This window comes from Sphingomonas citricola (genome assembly GCF_019429535.1).
Lineage (GTDB): Bacteria > Pseudomonadota > Alphaproteobacteria > Sphingomonadales > Sphingomonadaceae > Sphingomonas > Sphingomonas citricola.
The window spans coordinates 335,373-348,060 of the sequence record NZ_JAHXZM010000002.1 but is presented as its reverse complement, the minus strand read 5'-3'; the positions used below and the strand labels follow the sequence as shown (position 1 = coordinate 348,060).

Here is a 12,688-nt window from a genome sequence, read left to right as displayed (position 1 = left end):
TGGTCAGCATAACTGGACTTACGCCGGGTGCAACGGCGATGACGTGCGGCGGTCGGGCGTAAACAGCGACGTCGGCGTCAGATACGTCGGCGTCGTTTGAGCGGCGGCGTCTGAGCACGCAGCGTGTCGAGCAGCGCGGCGGCGGCGGCGGTTTCCGCCTCCTGCTTGCTGGTGCCCGTCGCGCTCGTCTCGTCCTTGCCGACCGCGACGCGGACGGTGAAACGCGGCGCGTGGCCGGGGCCGGAACGGTCGGTCACCTCGTACGCCGGGGTCGCGCGGCGGTTGGCGGCGGCCCATTCCTGGAGCGCGGACTTGGGATGCTGCGGCGCGGCGCCACCAGCATGGATGCGATCGGCCCACAGCCGCCGCACGACGTCGCGCGCCGCATCCAGCCCCCGCTCGCGGTAAAGTGCCCCGAGCAGCGCCTCCATTACGTCGCCCAGCACATTGTCACTCGCCGCCGCGCCATCGTCGCGGGCTTGTTTGCCCAGCCGCAGATACGGTGCGACACCCAGGTCGCGCACCACTGCGGCGCAGACCGACCCGGTGACGAGCGCGTTGAAGCGTTTCGACAAATTGCCCTCGGGCTCGTCGGGGAACGTCTCGAACAACCATTCGGCCATGACGAGCCCCAGCACGCGGTCGCCCAGAAACTCCTGCCGCTCGTAGCTGTCGCCGACGTGGCTCGAATGCGTCAGCGCGCGCTCATAGGGTGCGATCTCGAGCGGGCGATAGCCGAGCCGCGCCTCGATCCAGTCGGCGAGGTCGCTCAAAAGCCCTCCCCGATGCGGCTCCACCGTGCCGCCGACACCCAGGTCCACGGCTTGATCCACTCGACCGAGCCATCGGTCGACCAGAAGTTGACGATTGCCTTGCCCTCGATCCGCTCCATCGGGATGTAGCCCATGCCCTCGGGCGGGGCGAAACGGCTGTCGGCGCTGTCGTCGCGGTTGTCGCCCATCAGGAACACGTCACCCGCCGGCACGCGGTAGACCGGCGTGTCGTCGGCGATCGGAATATATTCCTGATCGATCACCAAGTAGCTGCGACCGTTCGGCAGCGTCTCGCGGAATTGCGGATAGCGGCAGATCGGCTTGTTGTCCGCGCCGACGTCCTGAAACTGCGTGCCGCATTTGTCCTCGGGGAAGTTGGGCGAGATCGGCACGACGAAATCGGCGACGCGCTGCTTCGGGATCGCCTTGCCGTTCAGGAACAATTGCCCGCGGCGCATCTGCACCGTGTCGCCGGGCAGGCCGATGACGCGCTTGATCACGTCGTGGTCGTCGGGCTCCATGCTGCGAAAGACGACCGTGTCGCCGCGCGTCGGATCGGAGGCGAAGATGCGCCCCGGAATCAGCGGCACACCGAACGGCAGCGACCAGCGCGAATAGCCGTAATTCCACTTCGACACGAAGAGATAGTCGCCAATCAGCAACCGCGGCAGCATCGATTCCGAGGGAATCGAGAACGGCGCGAAAATGAACGAACGCAGGATGAAGACGAACAACGCGAGCTTCAGCAGGAAGCGGAGCGTTTCCTTGGTTTCCGAAGCAGCGGTCTTGCCCGCGGGGGTGCTGGTGGCCATGACTGCCCGGTCGCGCAAGCGGCGGTGCACGTCAAGCGGCGCGTTTGGGACGACGTTCCTGGCCTTGGACCCTTGATGCGCCTCGCCCGTTCGGGCGGCGGACGGATTTCCCTAGCAGGACGAGAAACGATGGCTGACTGGTCGACAATCGAGGCGCTGCCGCAGGAACGACTGGAGGCGCTGTTCGCGGCCGATCCCGATCGGCTCGCCAAGCTGACGCTCGACGTCGCGGGCATCCATTTCGACTGGGCGAAGACGCATTTGACGCCCGACATGATCGCGGCGTTCGAGCGCCTCGCGAAGGAAAGCGACCTGGCGGGCAAGCGCGAGGCGATGTTCTCCGGCGCGCACGTCAACGTGACCGAGGATCGCCCGGTCGAACACACCGCCGAGCGTGGTGAAGGCAACCCGGACTCAGTCGCGCGCGCCGGCGCCTATCATGCGCGGATGCGCGCGCTGATCGACGCGATCGAGGCGGAAGCGTTCGGGCCGGTCAACCACATCCTCCACGTCGGGATCGGTGGGTCGGCGCTGGGCCCGCACCTGCTGGTCGACGCATTGGGGCGTGACAGTGACCGCTACGACGTCGCGATCGTCTCCAACGTCGACGGCATGGCGCTGGAGGACGTGTTCGACCGCTTCGACCCCGCCACCACGCTGCTGGTGGTCGCGTCCAAGACCTTCACCACCACCGAGACGATGATGAACGCCGAGAGTGTCATCGCCTGGATGGAGGGTGCGGGCGTGACCGACCCGTACGGCCGCGTCGTCGCGGTCACCGCCGCGCCCGACAAGGCAATCGAATGGGGCGTCGACGAGACGCGCGTCGTGCCCTTCGGCGAGGGTGTCGGCGGACGCTACTCGCTATGGTCGTCGATCGGATTTCCGGCCGCGATCAAGCTCGGCTGGGACCAGTTCGAGGAACTGCTGGAAGGCGCGGCCGAGATGGACCGCCATTTCCGCCTTTCAGCGCTGCACGAAAACGCCCCCGCGCTCGCCGCCTTCGCCGACCTTTACTACACCCAGGTCCGCCGTGCCGAGACGCGGGCGCCGTTCGCCTATGACGAGCGGCTGCGGCTGTTGCCGAGTTATCTCCAACAACTTGAGATGGAATCGAATGGCAAGGGCGTGACCGTCGACGGCAAGCCGGTCGGCCGCCCGACGTCGCCGATCACCTGGGGCGGCGTCGGAACCGACGCGCAGCACGCCGTATTCCAATTGCTCCACCAAGGCACGCATCTGGTGCCGGTCGAGTTTCTGGCAGTGATCGAGGCGGGCGACACGCTGTCGGAGGATCATCACAAGAACCTACTGCTCAACGCCTTCGCGCAAGGGGCCGCACTGATGAAGGGGCGTGCCAACCCCGATGACCCTGCGCGCGCCTATCCCGGCGACCGGCCGTCCTCGACGCTGCTGCTCGACCGGCTGGATGCGCGCACGCTCGGCGCACTGATCGCCTTCTACGAACACCGAGTGTTCGTGAATGGCGTGCTGCTGGGCATCAATTCCTTCGACCAGTTCGGTGTCGAGCTGGGCAAGGAGATGGCGAAGGCGGCGGCAAAGGGCGGCGGTGATTTCGACCCCTCGACCGACGACCTGATCGCGCGCGCGTTCGGCGGCGACGACGAGGCGTGATCCTCGCGCTCGTCGCGGTGGCCGCGAGCATGCCGAGCGTTGCTGAGATGCGGTGGCAGCGCCGCGTGCTCGTCGTCGCCGCGCCGATTGTGAATGACCCTGCGCTAACCGCGCAGCGCCGCACCCTTCGGGGGTGGAAGCGGCAGTCGGAGGATCGTGACGTGCAGGTGGTCGAGGTAATCGGCGACCGGGTCGACGGCGCGCGCGACACCGCGGCCACCCTGCGTGCACGGCTGCGCCTGCCGACCGCGCGTTTCGGGCTGGTCCTGATCGGCAAGGATGGCCATGTCGCGCTGCGCTCGGGCGAGCCGGTCACGGCTGATGAACTGCAAAGGCGGATCGACGCGATGCCGATGCGGCGCGCGGGGCAGCGCTAGCGCGATCTGCCCGGCGGCGGTACGAGCGGCGACATACAGCGCCCCATAGACCAGGACGAGTGACATGCCCGACTATGATTACGACCTGTTCGTCATTGGCGCGGGCTCGGGCGGCACGCGCGCTGCGCGCGTATCCGCAGCGCACGGCGCGAGAGTTGCGGTGGCGGAGGAATACCGTGTCGGCGGCACCTGCGTCATCCGCGGCTGCGTGCCCAAGAAGCTGCTCGTTTACGGCGCGCATTTTGCCGAGGATCTGAAGGATGCGAAGCGGTTCGGCTGGCAGGTCCCCGACCAGTGCGCCTTCGACTGGAAGACGCTGACCGCGAACGTCTTCGACGAGGTCGACCGGATCAATCGCGCTTATACGACGACGATCGAGAATAGCGGCGGCGAGATCATTCATCAGCGCGCGGTCGTGTCGGGTCCGAACGAGGTGACGCTGGCCGACGGCACGAAGAAGACCGCGAAGACGATCCTGATCGCGGTCGGCGCGCATCCGATGGTGCCCGAATGCCCCGGCCACGAATATGGCATCACCTCGAACGAAGCATTCCATCTGGAGGCGGTGCCCAAGCGCATCCTGATCGCTGGCGCCGGCTATATCGCCAACGAGTTCGCGGGCATCTTCCATCAGCTTGGCGCGCACGTCATCCTGATGAACCGCAGCAAGGAGATCCTGCGCGGCTACGACCTGCAAATCCGCGACCGTCTGCTGCAGATCAGCATGATGAAGGGGCTGGAATTCCGCTTCGACGCAACGTTCCAGGGGATCGAGCGCGGCGACGACGGTTGCCTGACGGTCAGCATGTCGAACCACGAGCCCGTCACGGTCGACGCGGTGATGTTCGCGACCGGGCGGTTGCCCAACACGCGCGGGCTCGGGCTGGAAAGTGCCGGCGTCGAGGTCGACAAGCTGGGCGCGATCAAGGTCGACGAGGACAATCGGTCGACCTGCCCCTCGATCTACGCGGTCGGCGACGTGACCAACCGCATTCAGCTGACCCCGATCGCGATCCGCGAGGGGCAGGCGTTCGCCGACAATCTGTACGGTGGAAAGGCGACGCGCGTCGATTACGACTGCGTGCCCTCAGCGGTGTTCAGCCACCCGCCGATCGGCGCGGTCGGCATGACCGAGGCGGAGGCGCGCGCGAAGCTCGGCTCGGTGCGCGTCTATTCCTCCGACTTCCGCCCGATGAAGAACGTGCTCGCCAACCGCGACGAGCGTGCGCTTTACAAGATGGTGTGCGACGGCGAGACCGACCGCGTCGTCGGCATCCACATGATCGGCCCCGACTGCCCCGAAATCATCCAGGCCGCCGCCGTCGCGGTGAAGGCGGGGCTCACGAAAGCGCAGTTCGACGCGACCGTCGCGCTCCACCCGACGATGGCCGAGGAACTGGTACTGCTGAAGTAGCGGGCAGCCTGTGATTGGGTAAGCAATCGCAGGACATGCCACGTTGGACAGCGGGCGAGCGTAGCTCGTCTGTCTGACGGCGTGGCCTAATCGCGCTAGATCTCATCCCGCTTTAGCAACCAAATTACACATTGACCTGCATCAATCCGGCCGTTTCGATCGTATCTGCGCGGGCTCGATGGTCGAGCCGGAGATGGATCATGCTACGCAACAAGATGCTCGGCGCGATGGCCGCCGCCACTCTGATCGTCGGTGCGCCCGCGATCGCCAAGACCAACCCGCGCGTCGGCGGCGCGGCGATGTACCCCAACAAGACGATCGTTGAGAATGCCTCGACCGCGAACAACCTGACCACGCTGGTCACTGCAGTGAAGGCCGCCGGGCTGGTTGACACGCTGAGCGGCCCGGGTCCGTTTACCGTCTTCGCGCCGACCGACGCAGCGTTCAAGAAGCTGCCCGCAGGCACGCTCGACACGCTGACGCGCCCCGAGAACAAGGCGCAGCTCACCAGCATTCTGACCTATCACGTGGTCTCGGGCACGATGACGTCGAAGGATATCGCAGCCGCGATCAAGGCGGGCGGCGGCACCGCGACGCTGACCACGGTGCAGGGTGAGCCGCTGACCGCGAAGATGACCGGCGGGCGCCTGATCCTGACCGATGCAAAGGGCGGCACCTCGGTCGTGTCGACCAAGGACGTGATGCAGTCGAACGGCGTCGTCCACGTCATCGACACCGTGCTGATGCCGTGATGATTCGCGCGGGCGGGGGTTGCACGCCTCCCCTGCCCGCACCTCTTTTCTACATCGCGACCGCGCCGCGATCACGCGGAATCACCGCGAGGGTGAAGCGCGAGATGCAGACGAGTTTTCCCGCCTCGTCCTCGATCCTGATCGACCAGATCTGCGTGGTTCGCCCCCGCGCCTCGGGACGGGCGGTCGCGTAGACATAGCCGTCGCCCGCGGGTCGCACGTGGTTGGCGTTGATCTCCAGCCCCACCGCGCCGAACTGCGCCGGATCGACCGTCATCGCGCCGGCGACCGAACCGAGCGTTTCCGCCAGCACCACCGAGGCACCACCGTGTAGTCGGCCATAAGGTTGCTTCGTGCGCTCGTTCACCGGCATTCGAGCGCGTATCCAGTCGTCACCGACCTCGGTGAACTCGATGCCGAGAAAGCCCGGCATACTGCCCTCGCCGAGCTTGGTCAGTTGCGCGAGGTCGGGAAGTCCGTCGTGCCAGATCATCGCGCGCATCCCCTTCAGGCCGTGCCGAACGGCAGGATCGTCTCATACTGCACCAGCGGCGGCGCGCCCGCTACCCGCGCGCCGCGGCGCAGCAGAAAGGCGTGGCGGACGATTTCCGCCTGCTGCTCGAGCCCATAGCGCGCGAGCGGCCAGCCGGGCTTCACCGTGTAATCGTAGCGGCAGAAGGGGTGCCGCGCGAGCGGCAGGTAGACGCCGCGCTGATGCTGCCAGACGTGGCACATCTCGTGGACGAACAATCCCTGCTCGCCGAGCGACGCGTGCGCGAAATCGTCGCGCCACAGGCCCCCCTTGGGATGGAAGTGGATCGTGCCCGCGGGCGCCATGACGGTGTCCCGCGGCTGAAAAAAGATCCACTTGCGGTTCGATACCCGCACCTGCGCGTAGTCGATCGTGTCGCCGTAGACCGAACGCGCGAGGTTGACCTCGCCCGGCGTCAGCTCGCGCGCGGCGGGATCGCCGGCCATTATTCCGGCCCGCCCCCCCCGGCGCTGACCACCTTTGCATCGGCGACCGCGGTTTCCCCGTCGGCGAAGCGGAACGTCATCGTCGCGGTCTTGCCCGGTGCGAGCGCGGCGGGCACGTCGAACAGCATCGCGTGGCGTCCGCCGGGCGCGAACGGCAGCGTCGCGCGCGCGGGGAGATCGACCGACGGTGTTGCGTCCATCGTCATCATGTCCCCCGCGGTCATCCGCGACAGGTGGAGTTCCACCCGCGGCACGCCCGCGACAGTGACGCCGACCAGCCGCGTGTCCGCCTTGCCGCCGTGGAGCGTGAAATAGCCCGCCGCGGGCCGCCCGGGTACGGCGGCGAGCCGGATCCACGCGTCGCTGGCGGCGGGCGTCTCGATCTTCGCACACGCCGCGGTCATCGCCGCGACCGTCAGAACCGCCCACAAGCCTTTGGTCACGAAATTTCTCCGGCGATGGAACAACGCGCCCCGCCTAGTCGGGCAGAAATCTTGCGGCAAGGAGTGCGGCACCTATATCGCCCCCAGACACGAAGGGTTGCGCTGCCGTAACGGGGCGTGACTTGCATGTTTTTTCATCGTTGTAGGGGCTAGGCAAAGCACTCATGGCAAAAGTTATCGGTATCGATCTCGGCACGACCAACTCGTGCGTCTCGGTGATGGAGGGCGGCAAGCCCAAGGTGATCGAGAACGCCGAGGGCGCGCGCACCACGCCGTCGATCGTCGCCTTCGCCAAGGACGGCGAGCGGCTGGTCGGCCAGCCGGCGAAGCGCCAGGCGGTCACCAACGGCGACAACACCATCTTCGCGGTGAAGCGCCTGATCGGTCGCCGGTTCGACGATCCCGTCACCAAGAAGGACACCGAGCTAGTTCCGTACAAGATCGTGCGCGGCCAGAACGGTGACGCGTGGGTCAATGCGGGCGGCAAGGATTACTCGCCGTCGCAGATCAGCGCGTTCACGCTTCAGAAGATGAAGGAAACCGCCGAGAGCTATCTCGGTGAGACGGTGACCCAGGCGGTCATCACGGTTCCGGCATATTTCAACGACGCGCAGCGCCAGGCGACCAAGGACGCCGGCCAGATCGCGGGCCTCGAAGTGCTGCGCATCATCAACGAGCCGACCGCGGCGGCGCTCGCATACGGGCTGGAAAAGCAGGACGGCAAGACGATCGCGGTCTATGACCTCGGCGGCGGCACGTTCGACGTCTCGATCCTCGAGATCGGCGACGGCGTGTTCGAGGTGAAGGCAACCAACGGCGACACCTTCCTGGGCGGCGAAGATTTCGACAACAAGATCGTCGATTATCTGGCGCAGGGATTCCAGAAGGACGAGGGCATCGACCTCACCAAGGACAAGCTCGCACTTCAGCGTCTGAAGGAAGCCGCGGAAAAAGCGAAAATCGAACTCAGCTCGGCGGCGTCGACCGAGGTCAACCTGCCCTTCATCACTGCGGACCAGAATGGCCCGAAGCACTTGGTCAAGACGATCACGCGCGCGGACCTGGAGCGTCTGGTCGAGGATTTGATCAAGCGCACGCTGGAGCCGTGCAAGAAGGCGTTAGCCGACGCGGGCGTCAAGGCGGACGACATCAGCGAAGTGGTGCTGGTCGGCGGCATGACCCGCATGCCGCGCGTGCGCGAAGTGGTGAAGAACTTCTTCGGCAAGGACCCGCACACCGGCGTCAACCCGGACGAGGTCGTCGCGATGGGCGCCGCGATCCAGGCGGGCGTGCTGCAGGGTGACGTCAAGGACGTGCTGCTGCTCGACGTGACGCCGCTGTCGCTCGGCATCGAGACGCTGGGCGGCGTGTTCACGCGCATGATCGATCGCAATACGACGATCCCGACCAAGAAGTCGCAAACCTACTCGACCGCGGACGATAACCAGCAGGCGGTGACGATCCGCGTATTCCAGGGCGAGCGCGAGATGGCGGCGGACAACAAGCTGCTGGGTCAGTTCGACCTGGTCGGCATCCCGTCGGCGCCGCGCGGCGTGCCGCAGATCGAGGTCACGTTCGACATCGACGCCAACGGCATCGTCAACGTCAGTGCCAAGGACAAGGGCACCGGCAAGGAGCAGCAGATCCGCATCCAGGCATCGGGGGGTCTGTCCGACGCCGACATCGACCAGATGGTGCGCGACGCCGAAAGCTTCGCCGAAGAGGACAAGAAGCGCCGTGCCGCAGCCGAGGCGAAGAACAACGCCGAGAGCCTGATTCACACGACCGAGCGTCAGCTCGCCGACAACGGCGACAAGGTCGACGCGTCGCTGAAGGGCGAGATCGAGGCGGCGATCGCCGAGGCCAAGACCGCGGTCGAGGGTGGCGATCCGGATACGATGAACGAGAAGGCGCAGGCGCTGGCGCAGGTTGCGATGAAGCTCGGCCAGGCGATCTACGAGAAGCAGGCGCAGTCCGAGGCGAGCCCGGGCGGCGACGCCGAAGCGGGCGGTGCCAAGAAGGACGGTGACGACGTGGTCGACGCCGAATTCTCGGAAGTCGACGACAACAAGTAAGCGCGTTCGCCCGCCCCCTCACCGGGGCGGGCTGGGGGAGCGGCGGGCGCCGATCACGGCCATCGCCCTCCCCCCATTTCTTTCCTCCGTTGCGGGAAAGAGCCTCGAGAGGCCGGCATGAGCACCACGATCGATTATTACGAACTGCTCGAATGCGAGCGCACCGCGGACGCGGCGACGATCAAGTCGTCGTACCGCAAGCTCGCGATGAAGTATCATCCCGACAAGAATGCCGGCTGCAAGGATTCCGAGGCCAAGTTCAAGGCCGTCAGCGAAGCGTACGATTGCCTGAAGGACCCGCAGAAGCGCGCGGCCTACGACCGCTTCGGCCACGCTGCGTTCCAGCAGGGCGGCGGTGGCGCGGGACCGCAGGATTTCGGCGGCTTCTCCGACATCTTCGAGAGCGTCTTCGGCGAATTCATGGGCGGGCGTCAGCAAGGCGGGCGCCAGCAGCGTCGCGGTGCCGATCTGCGCTACGACATGGAGATCACCCTCGAGGAAGCGTATCACGGCAAGCAGACCGACATCACCGTCGACATCTCGGTTGCGTGCGACACGTGCCATGGCTCGGGCGCGAAGCCCGGCACCCATGCGCACCAGTGCAAGACCTGCGCGGGTCACGGCAAGGTGCGCGCACAACAAGGCTTCTTCGTGGTCGAGCGCGCCTGCCCCGCCTGCCACGGCTCGGGCGAGGTGATCGATACGCCATGCAGCGACTGCCGCGGCGAGGGCCGGGTTGAGCAGACCAAGACGTTGAGCGTCAACGTGCCGCCGGGGGTCGACGAGGGTACGCGCGTGCGCCTGACCGGCGAAGGCGAGGCGGGCGCGCGCGGCGCGCCGCCGGGCGACCTCTACATCTTTCTCCACGTCAAACGGCACAATCTGTTCGAGCGTGAGGGCACGACGCTCTTCGCGCACGCCCCGATCAGCTTCACGACCGCGTCACTCGGCGGCACGATGTCGATCCCCGGGCTCGACGGCCGCACGCATGAAATCCGCATCCCCGCGGGCATCCAGTCGGGCAAGCAATTGCGCCAGCGCGGCGCCGGCATGCCGGTGTTGCAGGGCCGTGGTCACGGCGACCTGGTAATCCAGATCGACGTCGAGACGCCGACCAAGCTGTCGACGCGCCAGCGCGAGTTGCTCGAACTGTTCCGCGAGACCGAGACGGGCGAGGAGTGCCCGCAGAGCCAGGGGTTCTTTTCGCGGCTCAAGAGCGCGTTCGCCGGGGAGTGAGCGAGATTTCGGAAATGATTACACCCGCGCAGCGCTGCGGCCTCGTCGCGATCGTCGGCGCCCCCAACGCGGGCAAATCGACCCTCGTCAACGCGCTCGTCGGGCAGAAGGTCGCGATCGTCAGCCCCAAGGCGCAGACGACGCGCACCAAGCTGATGGGGGTCGCGCTGCGCGACGAGACGCAGTTGCTGCTGGTCGATACCCCCGGCATCTTCGAGCCCAAACGCCGCTTCGACCGCGCGATGGTCGCCGCGGCGTGGGGCGGCGCCGAGGGTGCGGACGTCATTGCACTGGTAGTCGATGCGAAGGGCGGGCTCGGCCCCAAGGTGACCGAGATCGCCGAGGCGCTGAAAGGCCGCAGCGAACCGATCTATCTTGTGCTCAACAAGGTCGATCTGGCGGACAAGCCCAAGCTGTTGCTCCACGCCGAGCGGCTGAACGCGCTGCTGCCGTTCGCCGAGACCTTCTTCATATCGGCGCAGACGGGCGACGGGGTGAAGGAGTTGAAAGACGCCTTCGCCGCCGCGATGCCCGTCGGACCGTGGCACTATCCCGAGGACCAGGTATCAGACGCGAGCGAGCGCGCGCTCGCCGCCGAGGTGACGCGCGAGCAGCTCTATCTCCAGCTTCACGCCGAGCTTCCCTACGCCAGCGTGGTCGAGACCGAGAAGTTCGAGGAACGCGCCGACGGGTCGGCCGAGATCCACCAGCAGATCCTTGTCGAGCGCGTGACGCAGCGCGCGATCGTGCTCGGCAAAGGCGGCGCGCGCATCCGCGAGATCGGCGCGCGCGCGCGGGCCGAACTGGCGGTGCTGCTCGACCGCCCGGTGCATCTGTACCTGCACGTCAAGGTCAAGCCCGACTGGGATGAGGATCGCAGCGTCTACCGCGACCTGGGGCTCGACTGGGTCGATTGAGCTAGCGTGCCGCCGCCGCGCTCGCCTCCACGCGCGCGCGGTCGGCGAGCATCACGGTCGACGACGCCTTGGCGAGCACCTTTCCCTGTACGTCGGTCAACCGCCCCTCGAAGAAACAGGTCGAGCGCCCGCGCCGCTCGACCCAGCCTTCGGCGACGACCTTACCCGGCCGGGCCGGCGCGAAGAAGCTGACCTTCAACTCTAGCGACATCGGCGTAACCCCCTCGCCTGCCATCGCAATCGCGGCGTGCGCCATCGCAGCGTCGATCCAGCCGGTGACAAATCCGCCCTGCACCACGCCGCCCGAGTGGCACATATGTGTGCCCGCCAGATATTCTATCCGCGCGCGCCCGGCGGGGTCCATCTCGACCACCCGGATCAGCCCGAGGGTTCGGCCGAGCTCACCGACGTTTCCGCTCATCGCGCGCGCTCCCCGATCATCTCATCAACCCACGCGGGCACCAGCACACCCGCCGGCCCCGAACGCGTTTCCTCGAACCAGCGGCTTCCCGCCGAGGGTTCAAGATTGAGTTCCAGCGTGCGCGCGCCATAGTGCGCCGCCGTCTGGACGAAACCGGCGGCGGGATAGACCGCGCCCGACGTCCCGATCGAAACGAACAGGTCGGCTTCGGCCAAGGCTCGCTCGATCCGGTCCATCTGATACGGCATCTCGCCAAAGAAGACGATGTCGGGTCGCAAGGCATCCTCACCGCAATCCGGACACGATGCGCCGGGGGGCAGCGGGCCCGCCCACTCGTGGCGGATACCGCAAAGCGCACAGAGCGCCGAGCGTAACTCGCCGTGCATATGAAGCATTCGCGTCGTCCCGGCACGTTCGTGCAGGTCGTCGACGTTCTGCGTCAGGATAAGCAGATCACCCGTCCACGCTGCATCGAGCCGGGCTAGCGCGTGATGCGCGGCATTCGGCGACACATCGTCGAGCGCGGCGCGGCGCGCATTTTAGAAGCGGTGGACGAGCGCCGCGTCGGCCGCCAGCGCCTCGGGCGTGCAAACGTCCTCGACGCGGTGGCCCTCCCACAAGCCGCCGGGCCCGCGGAAGGTCGCGATGCCGCTTTCGGCCGAGATACCGGCGCCGGTCAGCACCACGATGTTGCGGATGTCAGGCATTGGGCAAGCCTAATGCGCGTGATCCGCGGTTGCCAGCGCCGACGTGGAGATCGGACATGACGATGAACGGCACGTTGTTTCTGGTTCATGCAACCCGTGCCATTTTCATGTCGTTACACCCCCAACAGCAATCACACCGGGAGACTGT

The 12,688-nt window shown here is 66.6% G+C and carries 13 protein-coding genes and 1 pseudogene; 7 read left to right on the top strand and 7 right to left on the bottom strand.

The genetic code is table 11. The features are described from left to right. Nucleotides 1-77 precede the first annotated feature (77 nt). Complete coding sequence (gene rnc, locus KZ810_RS05590) at nt 78-773, bottom strand: ribonuclease III (RefSeq protein ID WP_219768010.1); 696 nt, start codon at nt 771-773, stop codon at nt 78-80. Then, nucleotides 770-1,585, bottom strand: coding sequence for a signal peptidase I (gene lepB, locus KZ810_RS05585; RefSeq protein WP_219768009.1), 816 nt, complete (start codon nt 1,583-1,585; stop codon nt 770-772). The genes rnc and lepB overlap by 4 nt, the downstream gene beginning before the upstream one ends. 129 nt (nt 1,586-1,714) lie before the next feature. Between lepB and pgi the strand changes: the two genes are divergently transcribed. The 4 genes from pgi (at nt 1,715) to KZ810_RS05565 (ending at nt 5,763) form a co-directional block, all read left to right on the top strand. Beyond that, entirely contained in the window at nt 1,715-3,220 is a 1,506-nt protein-coding gene (gene pgi / locus KZ810_RS05580; protein WP_219768008.1) for a glucose-6-phosphate isomerase, read from the top strand. Beyond that, the gene (locus tag KZ810_RS05575) at nt 3,217-3,597 is read left to right on the top strand and encodes a DUF4174 domain-containing protein (RefSeq protein WP_308461498.1); all 381 of its coding nucleotides are present in this window, start codon (nt 3,217-3,219) and stop codon (nt 3,595-3,597) included. Before pgi ends, KZ810_RS05575 begins: the two co-directional genes overlap by 4 nt. A 64-nt stretch (nt 3,598-3,661) precedes the next feature. Next, on the top strand, nt 3,662-5,011 hold the full coding sequence (gor, locus tag KZ810_RS05570; RefSeq protein WP_219768007.1) for a glutathione-disulfide reductase: 1,350 nt from the start codon (nt 3,662-3,664) through the stop codon (nt 5,009-5,011). Between the two features lie 200 nt (nt 5,012-5,211). Beyond that, entirely contained in the window at nt 5,212-5,763 is a 552-nt protein-coding gene (locus KZ810_RS05565; protein WP_219768006.1) for a fasciclin domain-containing protein, read from the top strand. A gap of 49 nt (nt 5,764-5,812) precedes the next feature. On the opposite strand, the gene KZ810_RS05560 is transcribed toward KZ810_RS05565, so the two are convergent. Genes KZ810_RS05560 through KZ810_RS05550 form a run of 3 tightly spaced genes read right to left on the bottom strand, consistent with a single transcriptional unit; the run spans nt 5,813 to nt 7,184 of the window. Beyond that, nucleotides 5,813-6,256, bottom strand: coding sequence for a hotdog fold thioesterase (locus KZ810_RS05560; protein WP_219768005.1), 444 nt, complete (start codon nt 6,254-6,256; stop codon nt 5,813-5,815). A 14-nt stretch (nt 6,257-6,270) separates the two neighbouring features. Next, complete coding sequence (locus KZ810_RS05555; RefSeq protein WP_219768004.1) at nt 6,271-6,741, bottom strand: vgr related protein; 471 nt, start codon at nt 6,739-6,741, stop codon at nt 6,271-6,273. Beyond that, nucleotides 6,741-7,184, bottom strand: a complete 444-nt coding sequence (locus tag KZ810_RS05550; protein ID WP_219768003.1) for a copper chaperone PCu(A)C — start codon at nt 7,182-7,184, stop codon at nt 6,741-6,743. Before KZ810_RS05550 ends, KZ810_RS05555 begins: the two co-directional genes overlap by 1 nt. 164 nt (nt 7,185-7,348) lie before the next feature. On the opposite strand from KZ810_RS05550, the gene dnaK reads away from it, so the two are divergent. From dnaK to era, 3 genes are all read left to right on the top strand, one after another. Beyond that, a complete protein-coding gene (dnaK, locus tag KZ810_RS05545; protein WP_219768002.1) occupies nt 7,349-9,259 on the top strand; it encodes a molecular chaperone DnaK in 1,911 nt (636 codons plus the stop codon). 117 nt (nt 9,260-9,376) lie between these two features. Beyond that, a complete protein-coding gene (gene dnaJ, locus KZ810_RS05540; protein ID WP_219768001.1) occupies nt 9,377-10,495 on the top strand; it encodes a molecular chaperone DnaJ in 1,119 nt (372 codons plus the stop codon). A 14-nt stretch (nt 10,496-10,509) separates the two neighbouring features. Continuing rightward, nucleotides 10,510-11,412, top strand: coding sequence for a GTPase Era (gene era, locus KZ810_RS05535; RefSeq protein WP_219768000.1), 903 nt, complete (start codon nt 10,510-10,512; stop codon nt 11,410-11,412). Between the two features lies 1 nt (nt 11,413). Here era and KZ810_RS05530 read toward each other — a convergent pair whose 3' ends face one another. Together KZ810_RS05530 and KZ810_RS05525 are read right to left on the bottom strand one after the other, a co-directional pair. After that, nucleotides 11,414-11,833 carry a PaaI family thioesterase gene (locus tag KZ810_RS05530; protein ID WP_219767999.1) on the bottom strand — a complete coding sequence of 140 codons (420 nt, stop codon included), beginning with the start codon at nt 11,831-11,833 and terminating at the stop codon, nt 11,414-11,416. Then, nucleotides 11,830-12,540: pseudogene (locus tag KZ810_RS05525) on the bottom strand (NAD-dependent deacylase). The gene KZ810_RS05530 and the pseudogene KZ810_RS05525 overlap by 4 nt, the downstream one beginning before the upstream one ends. Between the last annotated feature and the right edge of the window lie 148 nt (nt 12,541-12,688).